Genomic DNA, 20650 nt, shown 5'->3' with positions numbered 1-20650 from the left:
ACGCGGAATAACGTGCCATATTTACAGCAATCGTCCGGGACACCGATCTATCATGCCCTGTCTGAACTCAAGGGATGGTAAAAAAAGGTATACATATTCGTCTGTCATGACAAGGGATGAGAGTTCGAAAGCGCTTACGGATGAAATTCAAAAAAATGGTTCGCCAACCTATGACTTACACCTGTTTTTTAGCGAACCAAAAAAGTTCCCACAAAATCTTGACTGACTCTATAAAAAAGGGGCGAGAGTCCGAGCGTTGCGCGATATGCTATAATTTATAATTAATGCGAAAGGGGAAACGACATGATGAAAAAGCTAGCGATTTACATATGTTTTATCTTGCTTCTGGCGGGATGTTCGCATTCAGCAGACAAAAGCGTAGATATTACTATAGGAGCGGCTGCCAGCATGAAAGATGTTCTTGAAGCGATTGGCGAGCAATATGAAAAAGAACATCAAAACATAAATCTCACCTTTACCTTTTCATCAACCGGCACGCTGCAAAAGCAAATTGAACAAGGGGCGCCGATCGATGTATTTGTTTCTGCCGATCCAACGGCGTTTGAGCAATTAGTCGAAAAAAAACTAGTGATTGCAAAGCAAAACCGGCCTCTTGTTTATAATGAACTCGTTCTGATTACACCGAAGCAGAAAGCGCGTACTATCCATTCTTTATCCGATTTGCAGCATCCGACGATCCGTTCCATCGCCATCGGTATTCCCGAAACCGTACCAGCCGGGGCATACGCCAAACAATGGCTTCAGACCGCCGATGTATGGGAAAAATTACAATCCAAATATGTATTCGCAAAAGACGTTCGGCAAGTATTGACATATGTGGAATCGGAAAACGCCGATTGCGGGATCGTATATCGGACAGATGCCCTTTCTTCTAAACGCGTTCGTATTATCGCAACCGCCCCGCGTTCGCTAAATCGACAAATTGCATACAAAGCCGGCGTCATAGCGCAATCCAAACAGCAAAAAGAAGCAGAACGATTTACTGAATATTTGCATTCAAAACAAGCATCGCGCATTTTCAATAAATATGGATTCATCGTTGCGACAAAATGACTATCTGTTTGAAAAAACAGAAAAAAATGACTATACTGATTTTACATGATGGAAAAGAGGGGCATAGAAAATGAACACGCTAATTTTTTAGAAAGGAGCGTCTATCATGCATGATACAACAGCATCCGAAATTTCCAACTTGCAATATTATGCGGCGATCGCCATTTTTCTTATTACGTATGCCATCATTATTTCTGAAAAAATCAACCGCGCTGTCATTGCTATGCTTGGCGCCGCGCTGATGATTATTTTTGGCATCGTTGATGTACATAAAGCGTTTACCCATCATATTGAATGGGGGACAATTACCCTTTTAATCGGAATGATGATTCTTGTTGGCATTACAAGTAAATCCGGTTTTTTTCAATATGTGGCAATTAAAACGGCGAAATTAGCAAAAGGACGGCCGTTGCGCATTTTAGTGATGCTATCGCTGTTGACGGGCACTTTATCCGCCTTTCTTGACAACGTCACGACGGTATTGCTGATCGTCCCGGTCACCTTTTCAATCACGCGCATGTTGCAAGTAAACCCAGTTCCTTATTTAATCTCAGAAGTGTTGTTTTCCAACATTGGCGGAACTGCGACATTAATCGGCGACCCTCCAAACATTATGATCGGGTCGGCAAACAAACATCTCGACTTCAACGCGTTTTTGTTTAATTTAGCGCCGATTGTGCTCATTATTATGATTGTTACGGTATCGATTCTCGCTTTTATATACCGTCGGCAATTAAAAACGGACGAGAAGCTCGTCAATCAATTGCTCAGTGTGAACGAAGCGGAATACATTAAAGATGCGGCATTGCTAAAAAAATCCGTATCCGTATTGTTTTTGACGATTTTAGGGTTTATCCTTCACTCCGTCATTCATGTCGATGCCGCCGTCATCGCGATGACAGGTGCAGTCATATTAATGCTAATTGGTGTACGAGAGCATGAAATCGAAGACGTATTTACGTCTATTGAATGGGTGACGATCTTTTTCTTCGCCGGCCTCTTTACATTAGTTGGGGGGCTTGTCGATATCGGGCTTATTAAAAGTTTGGCGGAAAAAGCGTTGGAAGTCACCGGCGGCGATATTTCCGTCGCTGCGTATTTCATCCTTTGGGTATCGGGGCTTGCTTCCGCAACGATTGATAACATCCCGTTTGTCGCCACCATGATTCCGCTGATTAAAGACATGGCCGTTGGAATGGGATTATCGCCGGATTCCGCACAAATTGAAGTGCTGTGGTGGGCGTTGTCATTAGGCGCTTGTTTAGGAGGAAACGGCACGTTAATCGGCGCCTCAGCGAACGTCATTGTCGCCGGCATCGCTTCGCGCGAAGGGCATGGATTCAGCTATATGGACTTTTTAAAAATCGGCGCTCCGCTAACGTTCATCGCGCTTTTGCTCTCTCACGTCTATTTGTTCATCCGTTATTTAATGTAAAAAGAACAGGATTTTTTCCTGTTCTTTTTACATTATAAACATAAATTGGAAGTGTACGAACAACATGTGCGAGTGACGAATCACAACGACGTAAGACCAAATCCTCATGTTTTTGTAAAATCCGTCCCCCTTCAGTGCAGCGAACTTATACCTCTGGAAAATAGAACCGCATTGTTGCTCACTTCTTTTTACATAAATTTCTTGATTTTATCGCGGCATAAAAACAATAAAGCTACTAATTAGCGTGAAAATAATGAAGGAACATCAGTTTCACATTTCATTCAGTTTCTCCTGCAGTTTTTTAAACGATCATTTCAGCAAGCATTCGCGTGTTTCTGCAAAAGATTAGGACATAAAATTCTAAAGAAAAAATTCCCCTTTTTCCGCTTTTGTACATATAGTATATAGACATCGCAAGTAAGGAGGAGTTGCCGTGCTCTTTTATCCTGTCTTTCCTCCCCCGTATATGTTGAGACAATATCCGCCGATTAACCCAACGCTGTTCTTGCAATCAGCCGCTACCGCGCAAATGTTAATGAACGACGCAAGCATCATTCTGAAACGATTAGCGAGCTCTAAAACATTTGCCACAAGCGTCATGTCCGCGGCGCAAGAAGGAAAAAAGAATGAAGTCCAGAGGATGATTGAGTCGCTCGGAATCAAATCAAAAGTGGAACTTTATTTTAACCCTGACGGCATCCGCTTCACATTATCCCCTCCGCCGGGCGCGTTTTTATGCTGCCAACTCGTCATCGGGCTTCGATGGAATATATTCCCTATTTCTCCGTAAAATTAACATAGGGCTACACCATCTTCAGATGGAAGCCCTTTTGTCTTTTATGCGATAAACCGTTTCTAAACATTATAGTTGACATATAAAAAATCGTTCGCTACGATGATTATGTTAACTATTTATATAAGGGGGTTTACATATGGAGGAAACTCGTCGAAAATGGCGAGCTCTTGACTTGACATTAGTCGGCATGTTTGCGGCATTAATGGCAATTGGCGCAAATATTACGTCATGGGCTCCATTTCTAGTCATCGGCGGTGTGCCAATTACGTTGCAAACGTTTTTTTGCGTGCTTGCCGGCGCGATTTTAGGGCGCAGATTAGGTGCAGTAGCAATGACCGTTTATATGTTAATTGGTTTATTCGGCGCTCCTGTGTTTGCTCAGTTTAGCGGTGGATTTGGCAGCGTCGTCCGGCCGACATTCGGATTCATCATATCGTTTATTTTTGCTGCTTACGTAACAGGGTGGATCATTGAACGGGGAAATGGAAACCCGTCAGTTGCCCGATTTATTGCTGCAACGATCGCTGGTATGGCAATTAACTACTTGATCGGCACCAACTGGATGTATATCGCCTATAAGCTTTGGGCGGAAGCTCCTAAAGGGTTTTCATACGCTTTGGCGTGGAGCTGGATGGTCGTTCCGCTTCCAAAAGATATTATTTTATCCGTGATTGCTGGAATTATCTCACCGCGAGTTTATATGTCCATCCGTAAATCCGCTTCATACCATCAACATGTGGCATAATAAAAAGTTTTTCATTACAAAAAAACGTGCATGTGAAATCCATGCACGTTTTTTCTTTAAAAAAACAATTTAAAAATTTGATATACAAATCCAGCAATAAGCGCAGAAACAGGCAACGTAATAATCCATGTCAACACAATGCGCTGCGCCACGCCCCATTTAACGCCTTTGACGCGCTGCGCCGCACCGACTCCCATAATCGACGAAGAAATGGCATGGGTCGTACTAACCGGCAAATGAAGGAGAGTGGCAGAAAAAATGACTAGCGCAGACGATAAATCGGCAGCCGCCCCGTTAACAGGGCGTATTTTCATAATTTTGCCGCCAACCGTTTTAATAATTTTCCATCCGCCAACCGATGTGCCAATCCCCATCGCAATCGCGGCTGAAATTCGCACCCATTCTGGAACTTCGCTCGATGTATGATAATTTGCGGCAATCAACGCCATCGTGATAATCCCCATCGTCTTTTGCGCATCGTTTGTTCCATGCGTATACGCTTGAAAGGCAGCGGTAACAACTTGAAACATGCGGAAACCTTTCGTTGTCCGCGTCAAGTTGGCATTTTTAAAAATGGCACGAAACAAACTCATGATGATAAAACCGACCGCTAAAGCGAGAAATGGCGAGATAATAAGGGATTCTAAAATTTTAAAAAACCCTTTATAATGCAAAACATCGAATCCCGCCGCAGAAACAGCAGCACCCGCAATCGAGCCGATCAACGCGTGCGAAGAACTGCTCGGGATTCCGTAATACCACGTAATTAAATTCCACGCAATGGCCGCAGTCAATGCTGCTAAAATGACGATCGAACCGTTCTCGAGCGCGAACGGGTCGACAATGTCTTTCGTGATCGTTTTCGCGACGCCAGTAAACGTCAATGCGCCAATAAAGTTCATTGTCGCTGCCAAAATAATCGCTTGCCGCGGCGATAGCGCTCGCGTCGATACAGATGTTGCAATGGCATTGGCAGTATCGTGAAACCCGTTAATAAAATCAAACGCCAATGCAAAAACGACAATAAGCACCGTAAGTAAAAATACTGTATCCATAAAAACGCCGTCTCCTTTTACGCATTTCGCATGATGATCGTTTCAATCGTATTTGCCACATCCTCGCAGCTATCGGCGATTTCTTCAAGCATTTCATACAGCTCTTTATATTGAATGATTTTAATCGGGTCTTTTTGGTCTACGAATAAATTTTTGATCGAAGCCCGTAAAATTTCATCGCATTTTGTCTCATAATCTTTAATTTTAATCGCATGTGTCCGCATATCGAGAAGTTTTTTATGCGACAACAACTTCAGAGCGTTCGCGATTTCAATCGTGCTTTGATAAATATTATCAAAAAATTTCACCATATGATCATCAATTTCCGTAAAAGAAAACATTTCGAAGCGGGCGGAACATTGTTCTAGCCCGTCCAATACATCATCCATTTTCATCGCCAATTGGTGAATATCTTCGCGTTCAATCGGCGTAATAAACGTTTTATTTAATTCGACAACAAGTTCATGAATGTACGAGTCTCCTTTGCGCTCGTATTCTTTCATCACGCGCGCCAATTCTTTTAAATCGCTAACATTGTTAATTTTATACTCAACGAAATATTGCGCCGCTTCTTTGACGTTTTCGGAAATCGTAAACAATAGATCAAAAAAGACATCTTTTTTTGGTGAAAAAATCATACGAAAACCCCCATTATTAACGTATGGAAATTAAGCCACTGTGTTTTATTTTAGCAATAAATGTCGAATTTACAATGAACCATAAAAAAATTTACACAAAATTTACATTCTCTTAACATTTTGTACATAATTATGTCATTTTAAAAAGAAAAAGAAAACGAAGCCAAGAAAATCGGCTTCGTTTTCCGCGTTATTCAAACCGCTCCACCAATGTCGCAAGCGTGCGAACCATTACCCCCGTCGCTCCGGACGGCCCGAGGTCATGTTCCTTTGCAGTGACGGACGTTCCGGCAATATCAAGATGTACCCATGGTGTATCTTCCGCGAATTCGCCGAGAAACGCGCCGCCCATAATCGCATGGCCTTCTCGTCCCGGGGAATTGTTAAGATCCGCAATTTTGCTGCTGCGCACACGTTCCTTGTCTTTTTCCGTAATCGGCAAGCGCCAAATGAACTCCCCTGTTTCCGCGGAAGCTTCCAATAATTGTTCGAACAACGCTTCGTTATTGGTCATCGCACCTGTCGTATGAACGCCAAGCGCAACGATGACGCCGCCCGTCAGCGTCGCGACATCAATTAAATAATTCGCCCCGTGATGCTTCGCGTACGTAATCGCGTCCGCCAAAATTAAACGGCCTTCCGCGTCTGTATTTTTTATTTCAATCGTTTTTCCGCTCATCGATGTAATGACATCGTCTGGCTTAAACGCTTCGCCGCTAATCATGTTGTCGGTAGCCGGAATAACCGCGACGACGTTTTGTTCCGGGCGAAGCTCCCCGATGATTTCCATCGCTCCAAGCACCGCCGCGGCCCCGGCCATATCTGTTTTCATATCGATCATGCTTTCACGCGGTTTCAGAGAGTAGCCGCCAGTGTCAAACGTCACCCCTTTTCCGACAAGCCCGATCACGTTTTCCCACGTTTCTTTTCCTTGGTATTTGAGGACGATCATTTTTGGCGGATTTTTCGAGCCTTGGTTCACCGCGAGAAGCGCTCCCATCCCAAGTTTCTCCATATCTTCTTTCTCAAGAACTTCGTATTCAAATTCATATTTGTTCGCTAATTGTACCGCATATTCCGCCAAATCAGCCGCTGTTAATAAATTGCTTGGCGTGTTGACTAACGTGCGCGCCGAATTTGTCGCCTTGCCGTATACAGAGCCGACAAACACGCTCGCTTCGATTTCCGCTTGATCCGCTTCGGTGTAGATCGTAATCGATTCAATCTGCTTTTCCCGTTCATTCTTTTTTTGCTTATAGCCAGGAAATTCGTATGTTGCAAGATAATACGCTTCCGCTAATGCATGCGCCGCATCGAGCGCGTCGATATTTTTCGTGACAAACGTATCCAAAGCAACTGCTATTTCGGCTAATTTCGCTTGTTTTATCGTTTTAAACAGCTTGCCAAATGTTTCACGCAATAAATCAAATGTCAATTTTTCTTCTTTTCCTAACCCGACAAAATAAAGCCGTTTTACTCCTGCTTGTTTTAAAGTATGTACTTTGGAAATTTGTTTTTTCTTCGCGGAAATATCCCCTTCTTTCAACAAGACCGATACTTGACCATCAAGGCGATTGTCACACTCGGCGGCAATTCCGTCCAGCGGTTTATTTTTTTCAAAAATTCCTATCACCAGCGCCTCATGCGCCTTATCAAGAGATAATTGCTGCCTAATGGTAAACATTCGTCATCTCTCCTTATGAATACATTTCCTTTTCCATTATATCGAATGACAATGGCGATTTCGACACGCTTATGAATCAGCATCAATCGCTTAAATTTTCTTCCGTCGATCGCAACCATGAAATATAGCAAAAGGAAACAGCGCAACCATGTAGAATGAAAATATTATCTGCGATGATAAATGGAAAGGAAGAACGTTGTAATGAAGATAATTTCCCTTTGCCCGAGCAATACGGAATTGCTTGCTTATTTAGGCATGCTTGACCACCTGATCGCAGTAGACGACCATTCCGATTGGCCACCCTCCGTATGCAAACTCCCGAGAGTCGGCCCCGACTTAAATATCGATATGAAAAAGGTAGAAGCGCTGAAGCCAGACTTAGTGCTCGCTTCGTTAAGCGTTCCGGGTATGGAACGAAACGTGCAAGAACTGGAAAAACGAAACATTCCCCATATCGTTTTTGCGCCAAATTCATTGGACGATATTGCCGAGGATTTGCTCCGCCTCGGTGAAACACTCAATAAAAAGAAAGCGGCGCAAGCCATTGTCCGCCGTTACCGCTCGTTGATCGACAAATATCGCCAGCTGGCCGCAAATATAAAACATCCCGCTCGTCTATATTGGGAATGGTGGCCAAAACCGATTTTTACTCCCGGCAAAACAAATTGGCTAAGCGAAATCAGCAAGCTCGCTGGTGGAATGAACATTTTCGACGATGTGAGCAAGGCAAACGTGCAAACTGACTGGGATGAAGTAGTAAGAAGAAATCCTTCCCATATTTGCCTCGTCTGGGTTGGCGTGCAAACAAAAAAGATGAATAAAGATGCCGTCAAAAAGAGACCCGCTGCAGAGAAAGTGGACGCTGTCTGTAAAGGCCGCGTTTACGTGCTTGAGGAGTCATTATATTGCCGCCCTTCCCCGCAGCTTTTGCTCGGTCTAAAAAAGCTTGCCTCCATGTTGCATCCATCCGTTTTTCCGCCTGACGACGGCATTGACCCATTGTGGGACATTGCCCGCAAAATTAAGGGCGGCCGCTAGCCGCCCTTAGCTTTTCGATTGTAAATATTGCTGCCTAAACACTTGCATCGTTTCATCTTCATTTAGCCGTTTTAACTCTTCTTCTGAAAGCTTCCCATCGCCCTTTTTCACAATATACACTTGTACCGTCTTTTTCCCCCAATATTTATATACATCTTCGACCGTATCATAATATAAATCGACGCGATTTCCTTTTATCGCCCCTCCTTTATCAGCCACGACCCCATATCCATATCCGGGAATAAAAAGAATGGTACCGATCGGGAATATATTCAAATCCGCGGCAATCGTTGAATATAAGTCGCGTTTCACGCGCACTCCAGAATACGTAATCCCATACTCTGGGTGGTCCGGCGTTTTTCCTGTTGACTCTACGCCTGCCGTATATCCTGTCGCAACGACAACTGTAGATGGATATTTGGACCAATCAATCGCTTCTTCAAGGCGAAGCGGCTGATGAATCTTTTCCAAAGAAATTTGCGGTTTTTTCTGTTTCTCGTAATACTTCCATTGTTTATCTATCGCAACATATTGCCTTTCCTTCCATATGTCCAAAAAGTGATAGCCTGCATGAAACGATGGCGCATCGTACAATTTGTTAACAATCGCTTTCGCTTCGACCCCTGAAATCGCTTGAAAAGTCGTTAATAGCGCCATTGCGAACAATAACGACATTGTTATTCTTCTTACTATATTTTTTAAAAGAATCATTTCCTCACTCCTCTCACATTTCTATTTATCTCCACAAAAAAATCGAAATATTCATTGCGAGAAAAGTGAGGCAAAAAAAAAGACTTTCATTTCCCATGAAAGCCTTAAAACATTTGATATCCTTTGGCGCGCAACGTGCGAATGGCAAATCCGGCACAAACCGCACCGATAAATCCGCTAGCTAAAATGAAAATATCCGCTGGCGCCAGTGACAATACTTTATTCTTTAGTGCTATAAAGGAAGACGCCGGATCAGTAAAATATTTCGTCCATGGAATATCATCGATAATAAAAATAAATACAATCGGGCATAAAATCGCCATAATCCAAGTCATGCGCAACAACATATTTAATAAAAAGCCGATGCCGAAAAATAAAACAAAAAATAGAAGCATGGAAATGAGCAAAACAGGCAAGCTCATTTGCATCCCCATATCACCTCCAGTACGCTCCTTTTAAGTGTACTGAATCGGATAAAGGGAGTCAATTTTCAGAAACGGCGTATTTTTTCAGTTTCATTCCTTTCCTAAACATCGATAGCAAGTTTCCGACCCGTCCAACAAAAGCTATACATATCCGTTCCTTTGGCAATACGGGCATGCCGTTTCCCCTCATGTTTCCTTCTTTTTTCCCTCATTTTTACTAAAAAGATTTTCCGTTCTACCGCGATATAAACGGATTTATCTATCATATGCTCTCGATTTTCTGATATCATTTAATTTTTTGAATCATTAAAATAAAGTCGGTACTTTGTATATCCAAATGGTTCGCCAGGGTTCAGCCCATCGCAAACCGGAAAATAATGAAACGGCTCTAATTGCAATAAATGCCGCAATAATCCCGATGTATGCGCATCTTTTTTCAACGTTTGCTTGCTTAAAAACGCAGCTGTAAACAATTCATCCGTTTGTACAGTAATAGTGTTTGAAATAGCGCGAAGCAAAAATATTGCCATATTGTCGCTAATCTCATCGCGAATTACGCCTGTACGCATTCCGAGAAAACCAACGATTTCCGCGTCAATTCCCGTTTCTTCTTTAATTTCACGAATCGCTGCTTCATCGAGCGTTTCCCCCGGCTGCACAAATCCCGCTGGAAGCGACCATTTTCCTTTTAAACCACCATATTTTTTCTTTACCACAAGCCATTCATCCGCCTCGTTCACCACTAATCCCGCCGCTGCGATCCATACGTTGCCACGCTTCTTATCCATAATAATCATCCTTTTTAATTTTGTAAAAATGGAACTACTAACCGCGCCACAAAACATGATATGCAGAAAAATTGACCGCCAACATCCTTTGGGCCGGTTGAGTTTTGGAAATTGTGTAAAAAACATCAAAAAACGATTTTGTTTTCCGGTGATCCAAGCTTACTGATAAATTAGTGTACGATCTTGATGCCGCCAATGAAAAATGGAAAAAAGGGCAAACAACGATGTTTGCCCGTCTATTAGAAGAATTTAAATTTTCCTTTTTTCATCACAAGTGAAGGACCGCCAATTAAATAAAGAGCACGGTTGTCGATGACTTTTTTCATAAAGCTTGCTTTCGTTCCCCACAATTTTTTGCCGAATACAACCCCGATCGCATCATCATGACCAAGCGAACAAACCGTTCCTTTAATATCTGGACGGAATGGCTGCAGTTCTCCTTGCTGGCGGATTAACACAGCAAGGTTTTTCGCACACAACTCGCCCTCTTGCATAGCGATTTGCGCCGTTGGTGGATATGGGCGATTCGTTTCTTCATTGATCACTAACGAGCAGTCCCCAACGACGAAAATATCTTCGCGACCCGGAACGCGCAAGAACGGGTCTACTTTAATGCGGCCGCGCATCGCCTCAAAGCCGGACTCATCGACGACGCGACTGCCGCGCACGCCAGCTGCCCATACGACCGTCCCTGCTTTAATCTCCTCGACGTCGTCTCCTTTTGCTACGATAATTCCGTCAGGCGTGCATTCTTTAATAGCAGTGCCGATTTTAAACTCAACGCCCTTGCGTTCTAATTGGCCGACCGCATACTCAACAAGTTCCGGATCAAAGCCTGGAAGCGCTGTCGGCGCCGCCTCTACACAAATAACGCGAACTTTATGCGGGTCGATATCATACTCGCGGCACAATTGCGGAAGGCGGTTTACCAGTTCTCCTAAAAACTCGATGCCTGTAAACCCAGCGCCGCCAACGACGATCGTTAGGCGTTCTTCCCGCTTTTCTTCTTCCGTATTATACGTAGCAAATTGGTATTCAATATGTTCGCGAATTTGCCGCGCCGCATTCACATTGGAAATGGAAAAAGCGTACTCTTTTAGTCCTTTAATTCCAAACGTTTCTGATTCAAATCCGAGGGCAATGACTAAATAATCGTAGGAAAGTTCGCCATTTTCCATTAACACTTTCTTTTCATCCGGAAGTATTTTGACTACCGTGTCTTTCACAAAGTTCACCTTATTGCGATCGATCACATCGCTAATCGGGTAACGAACCCGGTCATGATGTAGCGTGCCGGCAGATGCCTCATGAAGCCACGTTGTTTCATAATGGTAATCGTTTTTGTTCACAAGCGTAATATTCGCTTCATTCATGCCAACAAGCTTTTGCAAACGCACGGTTGTCATCAAACCGCCATAACCAGCACCTAAAATGACGACATTTGGCTTTTTCAACTGAATCACTTCCACCCTTTTAATTTTTCAATTTTTTATAGCTTTTGCCACTATATACATTTTTATTGAATAAAGTTTGTGAAATTATTCACGTTAGTCGACAAAAAAATGTCGAACAATTTTCACAAAAAATTAACAATGTTTCCACTAGAACATATTAGACTTTTTTTCGAATCTTTTCAAGCGTTTTTTTACGTTTTTCTATTTTTTTTTAACTGCAAAAATTGTCATAATAACTATCGCATTTTATGGTATGATAAAAACAATAAAGGCAATTTTATCGCGGGGAGGAATCGTCCGAATGAAAGAAGATCAAAAAATATACGATGTTACGATTATCGGCGGAGGACCGACAGGGCTGTTTGCCGCTTTTTACGGGGGATTAAGGCAAATGAGCGTAAAAATTATCGAAAGCCTTCCGCAACTAGGAGGACAGTTGTCTGCCCTTTATCCTGAAAAGTACATATACGATGTTGCCGGATTTCCGAAAATTCGCGCCCAAGAATTAATTAATCATTTAAAAGAACAAATGGAGAAATTTTCGCCGACGGTTTGCTTGGAACAGTCAGTAGAAAAGTTAGAAAAATTAGAAGATGGAACATTCCAATTAACGACTAACAAAGAAATACATTATTCCAAAACCGTCGTTATTACCGCGGGAAACGGTGCTTTCCAGCCTCGGCGCCTTGAGTTAGAAAACGCGGCGCAATATGAAGGGAAAAATTTATATTACTTCATTAATGACTTAAACCAATTTAAAGGGCAAAAAGTGCTCGTCTGCGGCGGCGGGGATTCAGCTGTAGACTGGTCGCTGATGCTGGAGCCGATCGCAGAAAAAGTAACGATCGTACATCGGCGTGATAAATTCCGCGCCCATGAACATAGTGTGGAAACATTGATGAATTCAACAGTCAACGTGAAAACTCCATTCGTTCCTGTGGAGTTAATCGGCGATGAAAACGGCATCCGCCAAGTCGTCATCGAGCATGTGAAAGACGGCTCACGCGAAACGATCGACATCGATGCTCTCATTGTAAACTATGGTTTTATTTCTTCGCTTGGACCGATTAAAAACTGGGGGCTTGAAATCGAGAAAAACTCGATCAAAGTCAACTCGAAAATGGAAACAAATATTCCTGGCGTTTACGCTGCCGGCGATATTTGCACATATGAAGGAAAAATAAAACTCATTGCCTGTGGATTCGGCGAAGCGCCAATCGCTATTAGCAGCGCAAAAACGTATATCGATCCGAAAGCGAGAATGCAGCCGGCGCACTCGACTTCATTGTTCTAATTGCTTTTTTGCTCACGAAATGAAAGGGATGCTTTATATGGCAAAAAGCATCCCTTTTTACATAGCCGCGATTTTTTTTATACGGTTCCTTATTCATCGGTAAGAAGGCCGTTATCCACAATCCTATTCCGCTAATTTTAGGGTCGTTAATAGTTTGCACACACTTGCGGACACGCGGATTCTCTAGCGTGATTATCAACCCCAGCGAGGTTATCCGGTTATCTTTGCGGTCAGATTGAACGGAATAATATCCCGCTCTTAAAACCCTTGATAATCGCCGTGTAACCGTTTAGCACTGTTCTGGCGTTCCCGCGTTCGTAGCTGTTCTGAACGACGCGCCGCAGCCGCATGTGGCAATCGCGTTCGGGTTATTGATCGTAAAACCGCCGCCCATTAACGACTGTTTGTAGTCAATGACCGTTCCTTGTAAAATTGGCGCGCTTTCTTTATCGACGAGAATTTTAATTCCATGTTGTTCAAACTCATGATCGTCTTCATGACGTTCATGGTCAAATCCCATTCCGTACGACAAACCGCTGCAGCCGCCGCCTTTGACGCCAATGCGAAGATACGCTCCTTCTTCCTCATGTTCTTTCATCATATCTTTAATTTGAAACGCAGCCGCCTCTGTCAGTGTAATAATATCCGTCATGGTGATCCCTCCTTACTTAATAGTATATCGCTTTCCGTCCATTGTGCTCAAATCGCAAATATCTAATAATAATACACTCCTGTACAAATCGTTTCCGCCGGTCCCGTCATCCGCACATTTCCTTCATCCGTCCATGTGATCGTCAAATCTCCGCCCGCTAAATGAACGACTGTTTCCTTATTTCGCGCCGTTTTTCCATTTAACACCGAAGCGACAACAGCCGCGCACGCCCCTGTGCCGCACGCTTGCGTCACACCAGACCCGCGCTCCCATACGCGAAAATGGAGTTCATGGTCGTTTACTACTTCGACAAATTCGACGTTTACGCCTTCAGGAAACCGCTTGTCCTTTTCGACAATTGGTCCGAGAGTCGTTACTGGCGCTTTATTGATATCATCTACGTAAAAAATGACATGAGGGTTTCCCATCGAAACCGCCGTAATTTCGTAAAGCTGCCCATCGACTGCAAACGGTTCCGCAACCACTCGTTCCGCCTCCGGCCCAACCATCGGAATCTCGCTCCGCTTTAAACGCGGCTTTCCCATATCAATGGTGACATTCGTCACCGTTTCATTTTCTACCGTAACTTCTGCCTTCACAAGCCCGGACAATGTTTCAATAAAAAACGAACGGTCTTTCACCATTCCGTGCTCATATGCGTATTTCGCAACACAACGCAATCCATTGCCGCAATTTTTCCCTTCAGAACCATCGCTATTAAAAATCCGCATTTTAACCGGGGCTGTTTTTGACGGGCAAATGAGAATCATTCCGTCCGCCCCGATTCCGGTATTGACGTTAGACACTTTCACGGCCAACGGCGATAACAATGACTCCGGGATGGTTTCTTCAAACATATTGACATATATATAACTGTTGCCAAGGCCATGCATTTTCGTAAACGAAAATTGATTCATTATTTCCTCCTCAAAATAAAAAATTTTTTATATTAAGTATAAATCGAAAATAAACCGGGCACAATGAAAATATCCCCCGTTTTTTCATATACACTTGAAAGAGGATGTCCGTGGGACATCCTCGTTTTTTATGTCACAATAGACACACCAATTTCAAAAAGAGCTTCATGAAAGCCAATTGGAAATTCGCACAAAGCGATCGCTCAAAACATCGGATTTTCCTCTAAATAGCGGTAAATATTTTCCACTAGCTGTTCAGGAGTATCACCGGTTACGATTTCGCCGTTTACTAAAGCGAAAAGAGTTTCCGCACACCGGGTGCAGTAGCTTAAACAACTGTATTCTATAATATCCAAGTTCGGATCTTTTTCTAATATTTCCAACGCCTTTTGCGAGCCGCTCGCTAAATTGCTGATGCAAAATTCAATCATTGGCTGGATCATCGTTTTCTCACCTTCCCACTGCTTTTCATCGTATCGGTTTTTTCAAAAAACGTCAACGAATGACGCTTCGTTTTTCGCTGGATGGAGTTTAAGAAATTATGTAAAAAATTAACAAAAAGGTGATTTTGTTTTCCGGTGATTTTCAAGTTTAACGGACGGAGAGAAAAATTTGAAACAATATGCATGGACACTATCTTTTCGCTGTATATACCGACATGTATTTTTCTATTTTGTCAATGTTTACCGAAAAATTGTTGTTATTTTGTCACAATTTCGCTATACTTTTTAATGGTTACAAAGATCATCATAAAAGGGGAATTTCATTATGAGACACCTTGTGTTGCTCGGTGGAGGATACGGAAATATGCGGATTTTGCTTCGCCTCCTCCCAAACAATTTTCCGGAAGATGTTCATATTACGCTCGTCGACCGCATTCCATATCATTGCTTAAAAACAGAGTATTATGCGCTCGCAGCAGGCACAATTAGCGATCACCACATTCGCGTCCCATTTCCTGAACACCCGCGTCTTACCTACCGTTTCGGTGAAGTCGTTAACATCGACCTCGATCATCAAAGCGTGCAGTTGCAGGATGAAAGCAGCATCCCGTATGATGATTTAGTGATCGGTTTAGGCTGTGAAGATAAATACCATGGTGTTCCAGGCGCCGAAACGTTTACGCACAGCATTCAATCCATTGAAAAAGCGCGCGCGGCATATGAAGCGTTAAACAATTTGCCTCCCGGCTCTATTGTTGGCATTGTCGGCGCGGGATTAAGCGGCGTCGAATTGGCAAGCGAATTAGCGGAAAGCCGTCCTGATTTGCACATAAAATTGTTTGACCGCGGAGAACGCATTTTGCCGATGTTTCCAAAACGGCTCAGCGACTATGTCGAAAGCTGGTTTCAACAACATAATATCGAAATTGTTCGCTGTTCCAACATTACGAAAGTAGAAGAACATACGCTTTACAACCACGACACCCCGGTTCATTGCGATGTTATCGTCTGGACAGCGGGCATTCAGCCGAACCGTGTCGTCCGCAAACTGCCTGTTGAGAAAGACAAGCAAGGCCGCGTCGTTTTAACGAAACGCCACCACATCCCTGGATATGAAAACGTATACGTCGTCGGCGATTGCGCAAGCTTGCCGCACTCTCCAAGCGCTCAGCTCGCAGAGGGCCAAGCGGAACAAATCGTCCAAGTATTGCAAAAACGCTGGAACGGAGAAGAACCGCCAAGCGAATTCCCGCCTATTAAATTAAAAGGCATTCTCGGATCGCTCGGCAGAAAACATGGATTCGGCCTTCTCGCTGACCGCCCGATAACCGGAAGAGTTCCTAGATTGCTAAAATCTGGGGTATTGTGGATGTATAAATACCATAACGGCTATTAATGAAAAAAGGGAGATCTTTGTTAAGATCCCCTTTTTTATCACCGATAACCGTACTTTTCCATCTCGGCATAAATCGCCTTTAACGTTGGATTTCCTTCTCCGACGATAACCCCCTCGATCACGACGACAGGGTAAAACAAATCTTCTTCCAACACCTTTTTGGCAAACGCCTTTTTCTCTTCATCATCTTCTGGCGGGTTGAAAATATCAACATACGTCATCGAAAATGGCTGATTCGGGTATTTCCGCTTAATCGCCGCTTCTAGCCATTCGTATGTTTCTTTAGAAGAAGGCAAATGAACGCAAGACGGGCAAATCGCATCAGCGCCATATACGCATATTTCCACTTGCTTCAGCGTCATATATTTCCACCTTTCCTATCGTAAAAAACAAAAATTTATCATTAGATTTTTTTCTTTACCATGATTATAATAAAGTTAAAGAAAGGAGTCGATAAAAATGAGCGATCAAGAAATCAAAGAACAAGTGCAAGAAGTTTTAGATAAACTGCGCCCGTTTTTACTTCGTGACGGCGGGGACTGCGAACTGATCGACGTCGAAGACGGAGTCGTCAAATTGCGTTTGCTCGGTGCGTGCGGCAGCTGCCCAAGCTCGACGATCACGTTAAAAGCCGGAATCGAACGCGCGCTTTTAGAAGAAGTGCCGGGCATTGTCGAAGTAGAACAAGTATTCTAAATCATGGCCGTTTATGCCGAAAATAACAGCGGTTTCCATTAGGAAACCGCTGTTATTTTTCGAGCGACATCTTATACACTTGGCTCCCTTTTTGTTCGACCGTTAACCACTCTACCGCGCAATCCGGAAAATGCGGGGCTAATTTTTCTTTTAATTCCATCCCTTTTCCTGGCTCGGCAAAAGCAAGGACAGTAGGGCCAGCCCCGCTTAAAGCCACTCCAAACGCCCCGTATTGCGTAGCAAGTTTCTCAACAAGCGATAATTGCGGAACGAGCTCTTTTCGATATGGCTGGTGAAATAAATCGCATGCCATCATTTTCCCGGCAAGTTCCCATCTTTTTGTCAATAATGCCGCGACTAACACGTTGCTGACCGCGCTAGCCTCAACGGCATCTTCTCGTGCCAGCATCTGCGGTAAAACGCTGCGCGCTTTTTTTGTCTCCAGTTCATACGAAGGAATGACAGCGACTAAATCTAATTCCACGTTTGGAACATGAACAACGTCCGTCTCTTGCCGGCGATGGCTGCCAATCACAAGCCCTCCGTATAAAGAAGCGCCGACATTATCCGGATGTCCTTCATAACAGCTGGCAAACCGCATTTTTTGTTCCAGCGACAGCGACAGACCGGCCAGTTCGTTGGCCAGTTCAATTCCCGCTACCACCGCTGCCGCGCTGCTTCCTAATCCGCGCGTAAACGGAATATTGCTATATACATCCACTAAACAGCTTGGCAATGTGCACCCATATGTTTGTGCCACTTGTGCTGCTACTTGATAAATTAAATTGTCCGTTCCCGCCGGAATCGCTTCTACCTCAGAAGAACGAGGAACGAACTTCCATTCATCCGCCAGCCTGACTTCCAGCGTCAAATAGCGGGATACGGCAAGGCCAATTGAATCAAAACCTGGCCCTAAATTTGCCGTGCTTGCCGGAACGACGATTTTTAACATCCCATCTTCTTTCATTGATGGACAACTCCTTGAATGCGCTCAAACACGACCGCTTCATCGTTTGGAAGTACGGTTGGCTCGATTTCCGCCGCTTCCATCGCGATTGCCGGATCTTTTAGGCCATTTCCTGTCAACACGGCGACAACGGTGCTGCCTTTTGCAATTTCATTCCGCTTCCGTTGCTTCATCACTCCTGCAATGGATGCGCAAGAAGCTGGTTCGGCAAAAATACCTTCTTCCCGTGCGAGCAGCTTATACGCTTCTAAAATTTCGGCATCCGATACTTCGTCGATTTTTCCGTTCGATTCCGTCGCCGCTTGAACCGCTTTTTCCCAGCTTGCCGGATTGCCGATGCGAATCGCCGTCGCGATCGTTTCTGGATTTTCAATGACTTGGTTGCGAACGATCGCTGCTGCCCCCTCCGCTTCGAATCCGCGCATTTGCGGAAGGCCAGTTTGTTTTGCGGCATGATACTCTTTAAAACCTTTCCAATAAGCGGTAATATTTCCGGCATTTCCAACTGGAATCGCGAGCACGTCTGGCGCTTTGCCAAGCTGATCGCAAATCTCGAACGCCGCTGTTTTTTGCCCCTCGATGCGATATGGATTTACCGAGTTGACAAGCGTAATCGGGGCCATATCGCTAAGGCGGCGCACCATTTTTAACGCTTCATCAAAGTTTCCTTCAATCGCGAAAATTTCCGCTCCGTACATAACCGCCTGCGCTAGTTTCCCCATTGCGATTTTTCCGTTCGGAATCACGACAATGCAGCGCAATCCCGCTCTTGCCGCGTAGGCTGCAGCGGAAGCGGACGTATTGCCCGTCGAAGCGCAAATAATTGTATGGCTCCCTGCTTCTTTCGCTTTTGCGACCGCCATCACCATTCCGCGGTCTTTGAATGATCCTGTCGGGTTTGCTCCTTCGACTTTGACGTACAATTCAACGCCAAGTTTTTCCGATAATCGCGGCAGCGGAATAAGCGGCGTATTTCCTTCATTCAAAGAAATCATAGGAGTGTTTTCATTGATTGGCAAAAATTCGCGGTACGCGTGCAACAAACCTTTCCATGTCATGCTTTTCCCTCTCCTTCAACGCGATACGAGCTCTTTACTTCATGGACAATTTCCAAATCGCGCAATTGCTGCAAAATTTCTTCGTAATCTTTTTGCGACGCGCGATGTGTGACAATGACGATCTCCGCAAGCCCATCTTCCTTCAACGGCAATTGCAAAATTTTTTCAAAGCTGACGCCGCGTTCAGAAAATAGTGTTGTAATTTTCGCAAACGCGCCAACTTGGTCTTTCACACGAATGCGCAAAAAATATTTCGAAAAAATTTCTGATGGCGATTTCAGCTGTTTCTCATATTGCGGCGCGACGGCATTGCATCCGTTTACCCCTAGCCTCATGTTTTTCATGACAGCAACTAAGTCAGAAACAACAGCTGTCGCGGTTGGCAAGCTTCCCGCTCCCGGTCCGTAAAACATGGTTTCACCGACCGCTTCTCCATACACATATACCGCATTGTATTCATCATTGACGGACGCAAGCGGATGCGAATCAGGAAGCAACGTCGGCTGGACGCTTACTTCTACTTTGTTGCCATCACGTTGGGCAATGCCGATTAATTTCATCGTGTAGCCGAGACGCTTGCTATAGTTGAGATCTTCTTCCGTAATCGACGTTATTCCTTTTACTTGCACATCTTCTAAATCAATGTTCATCGAAAAGCCGAGCCGGGCTAAAATCGCCATTTTTCTTGCCGCGTCTAACCCTTCCACATCCGCAGTCGGATCTGCCTCGGCATATCCGAGCGCTTGTGCTTCCGCCAACACTTCCTCATAAGACGCTCCGTATTTGCACATTTTTGTTAAAATGTAGTTTGTTGTCCCATTGACGATCCCCATCATTTTCGTAATGCGGTCAGAAGCAAGACCTTCAACAAGGCTGCGCAAAATCGGAATTCCCCCGGCGACGCTTGCTTCAAAAAACAAATCGCAATGATTTTCCGCCGCCACTGCCAGCAATTCTGATCCATATAATGCCATCAAGTCTTTATTCGCCGTCACCACATGCTTTCCTTGCCGCAATGCGCGCAGCAAATATTGGCGCGTCTCTTCGATTCCCCCCATCACTTCGATAATGACATCGATTTCCGGATCATCAATGACGTCTGTGACATCGGTCGTCAATAAAGATGGATCGACGCGTACGTCCCGTTGTTTATATATATTTCTCACAAGAATTTTTTTCACTTGTACCGGGCAACCTACTTGATGCATCAGCCGTTCTTGATGATTTTCAATAATTTTGACAACACCGCTTCCAACGGTGCCTAATCCTAACAAACCGACGAAAATCGGCTTGGACATACTCCCCACCCTTTCTGTATCTCCTATATAAACATTTGTTTTTTTATAGTAGACATTATAAAAGATGTTGCTTCTTTTTACAATCA

General features: G+C 44.0%; 22 protein-coding genes. 8 read left to right on the top strand and 14 right to left on the bottom strand.

Features of this window, described 5'->3' with window-relative positions; genetic code table 11:
* The first annotated feature begins 303 nt into the window (after positions 1 to 303).
* The 4 genes from modA to BM278_RS13430 all read left to right on the top strand — a co-directional run bounded on the left by modA (position 304) and on the right by BM278_RS13430 (position 4050).
* The gene (gene modA, locus BM278_RS13445; RefSeq protein WP_244151173.1) at positions 304 to 1074 is read left to right on the top strand and encodes a molybdate ABC transporter substrate-binding protein; all 771 of its coding nucleotides are present in this window, start codon (positions 304 to 306) and stop codon (positions 1072 to 1074) included.
* Between the two features lie 106 nt (positions 1075 to 1180).
* Positions 1181 to 2509: an ArsB/NhaD family transporter gene (locus BM278_RS13440; RefSeq protein WP_090950584.1), complete on the top strand. Its 1329-nt coding sequence runs from the start codon at positions 1181 to 1183 to the stop codon at positions 2507 to 2509.
* A gap of 433 nt (positions 2510 to 2942) precedes the next feature.
* Positions 2943 to 3299, top strand: a complete 357-nt coding sequence (locus tag BM278_RS13435; protein ID WP_244151172.1) for a YuzC family spore coat inner layer protein — start codon at positions 2943 to 2945, stop codon at positions 3297 to 3299.
* A 142-nt stretch (positions 3300 to 3441) separates the two neighbouring features.
* Entirely contained in the window at positions 3442 to 4050 is a 609-nt protein-coding gene (locus BM278_RS13430; protein WP_090950583.1) for a biotin transporter BioY, read from the top strand.
* A gap of 56 nt (positions 4051 to 4106) precedes the next feature.
* Here BM278_RS13430 and BM278_RS13425 read toward each other — a convergent pair whose 3' ends face one another.
* The 3 genes from BM278_RS13425 to BM278_RS13415 form a co-directional block, all read right to left on the bottom strand.
* Complete coding sequence (locus BM278_RS13425; protein ID WP_090950580.1) at positions 4107 to 5105, bottom strand: inorganic phosphate transporter; 999 nt, start codon at positions 5103 to 5105, stop codon at positions 4107 to 4109.
* Positions 5106 to 5122: 17 nt separating this feature from the next.
* Positions 5123 to 5743 carry a DUF47 domain-containing protein gene (locus tag BM278_RS13420; RefSeq protein ID WP_090950578.1) on the bottom strand — a complete coding sequence of 207 codons (621 nt, stop codon included), beginning with the start codon at positions 5741 to 5743 and terminating at the stop codon, positions 5123 to 5125.
* A gap of 190 nt (positions 5744 to 5933) precedes the next feature.
* Complete coding sequence (locus BM278_RS13415) at positions 5934 to 7427, bottom strand: leucyl aminopeptidase (RefSeq protein WP_090950575.1); 1494 nt, start codon at positions 7425 to 7427, stop codon at positions 5934 to 5936.
* 201 nt (positions 7428 to 7628) lie between these two features.
* Between BM278_RS13415 and BM278_RS13410 the strand changes: the two genes are divergently transcribed.
* Positions 7629 to 8465, top strand: a complete 837-nt coding sequence (locus tag BM278_RS13410) for a cobalamin-binding protein (protein WP_090950572.1) — start codon at positions 7629 to 7631, stop codon at positions 8463 to 8465.
* A 6-nt stretch (positions 8466 to 8471) separates the two neighbouring features.
* Here the strand turns inward: BM278_RS13410 and BM278_RS13405 are convergent, their stop codons facing one another.
* From BM278_RS13405 to BM278_RS13390, 4 genes are all read right to left on the bottom strand, one after another.
* Positions 8472 to 9176, bottom strand: coding sequence for a 3D domain-containing protein (locus BM278_RS13405; RefSeq protein ID WP_090950570.1), 705 nt, complete (start codon positions 9174 to 9176; stop codon positions 8472 to 8474).
* A gap of 104 nt (positions 9177 to 9280) precedes the next feature.
* Positions 9281 to 9604: a YuiB family protein gene (locus tag BM278_RS13400; RefSeq protein WP_090950587.1), complete on the bottom strand. Its 324-nt coding sequence runs from the start codon at positions 9602 to 9604 to the stop codon at positions 9281 to 9283.
* 287 nt (positions 9605 to 9891) lie between these two features.
* Complete coding sequence (locus tag BM278_RS13395; protein ID WP_090950567.1) at positions 9892 to 10389, bottom strand: NUDIX domain-containing protein; 498 nt, start codon at positions 10387 to 10389, stop codon at positions 9892 to 9894.
* Between the two features lie 239 nt (positions 10390 to 10628).
* Positions 10629 to 11852, bottom strand: a complete 1224-nt coding sequence (locus BM278_RS13390) for an NAD(P)/FAD-dependent oxidoreductase (protein ID WP_090950565.1) — start codon at positions 11850 to 11852, stop codon at positions 10629 to 10631.
* Between the two features lie 292 nt (positions 11853 to 12144).
* Between BM278_RS13390 and BM278_RS13385 the strand changes: the two genes are divergently transcribed.
* Positions 12145 to 13137 (top strand): NAD(P)/FAD-dependent oxidoreductase, encoded by a 993-nt coding sequence (locus BM278_RS13385; protein WP_090950562.1) that lies wholly within the window; start codon positions 12145 to 12147, stop codon positions 13135 to 13137.
* Between the two features lie 289 nt (positions 13138 to 13426).
* Here the strand turns inward: BM278_RS13385 and BM278_RS13380 are convergent, their stop codons facing one another.
* The 3 genes from BM278_RS13380 to BM278_RS13370 form a co-directional block, all read right to left on the bottom strand.
* Positions 13427 to 13789, bottom strand: coding sequence for a HesB/IscA family protein (locus tag BM278_RS13380; RefSeq protein WP_090950558.1), 363 nt, complete (start codon positions 13787 to 13789; stop codon positions 13427 to 13429).
* 62 nt (positions 13790 to 13851) lie between these two features.
* Positions 13852 to 14706: a diaminopimelate epimerase gene (dapF, locus tag BM278_RS13375; RefSeq protein ID WP_090950556.1), complete on the bottom strand. Its 855-nt coding sequence runs from the start codon at positions 14704 to 14706 to the stop codon at positions 13852 to 13854.
* 203 nt (positions 14707 to 14909) lie between these two features.
* Positions 14910 to 15149 (bottom strand): YuzB family protein, encoded by a 240-nt coding sequence (locus tag BM278_RS13370; protein WP_015864962.1) that lies wholly within the window; start codon positions 15147 to 15149, stop codon positions 14910 to 14912.
* A gap of 325 nt (positions 15150 to 15474) precedes the next feature.
* Here BM278_RS13370 and BM278_RS13360 point away from each other — a divergent pair, with 325 nt between their 5' ends.
* Positions 15475 to 16545, top strand: a complete 1071-nt coding sequence (locus BM278_RS13360; RefSeq protein ID WP_090950551.1) for an NAD(P)/FAD-dependent oxidoreductase — start codon at positions 15475 to 15477, stop codon at positions 16543 to 16545.
* Between the two features lie 38 nt (positions 16546 to 16583).
* On the opposite strand, the gene BM278_RS13355 is transcribed toward BM278_RS13360, so the two are convergent.
* The gene (locus BM278_RS13355) at positions 16584 to 16907 is read right to left on the bottom strand and encodes a YuzD family protein (RefSeq protein ID WP_090950548.1); all 324 of its coding nucleotides are present in this window, start codon (positions 16905 to 16907) and stop codon (positions 16584 to 16586) included.
* 97 nt (positions 16908 to 17004) lie between these two features.
* Here BM278_RS13355 and BM278_RS13350 point away from each other — a divergent pair, with 97 nt between their 5' ends.
* Positions 17005 to 17241, top strand: coding sequence for a NifU family protein (locus BM278_RS13350; RefSeq protein ID WP_003248312.1), 237 nt, complete (start codon positions 17005 to 17007; stop codon positions 17239 to 17241).
* Positions 17242 to 17293: 52 nt separating this feature from the next.
* Here the strand turns inward: BM278_RS13350 and thrB are convergent, their stop codons facing one another.
* The 3 genes from thrB to BM278_RS13335 are packed head-to-tail and all read right to left on the bottom strand — an operon-like array spanning position 17294 to position 20564.
* Complete coding sequence (thrB, locus tag BM278_RS13345; protein WP_090950546.1) at positions 17294 to 18208, bottom strand: homoserine kinase; 915 nt, start codon at positions 18206 to 18208, stop codon at positions 17294 to 17296.
* Positions 18205 to 19266, bottom strand: coding sequence for a threonine synthase (thrC, locus tag BM278_RS13340; RefSeq protein ID WP_090950543.1), 1062 nt, complete (start codon positions 19264 to 19266; stop codon positions 18205 to 18207). The genes thrB and thrC overlap by 4 nt, the downstream gene beginning before the upstream one ends.
* Positions 19263 to 20564, bottom strand: coding sequence for a homoserine dehydrogenase (locus BM278_RS13335; protein ID WP_090950540.1), 1302 nt, complete (start codon positions 20562 to 20564; stop codon positions 19263 to 19265). The genes thrC and BM278_RS13335 overlap by 4 nt, the downstream gene beginning before the upstream one ends.
* Positions 20565 to 20650: the final 86 nt, after the last annotated feature.

Origin of the sequence: Parageobacillus thermantarcticus, assembly GCF_900111865.1 — a bacterium.
Taxonomy (GTDB): domain Bacteria; phylum Bacillota; class Bacilli; order Bacillales; family Anoxybacillaceae; genus Parageobacillus; species Parageobacillus thermantarcticus.
This window is presented reverse-complemented; position numbering and strand designations above follow the sequence as displayed.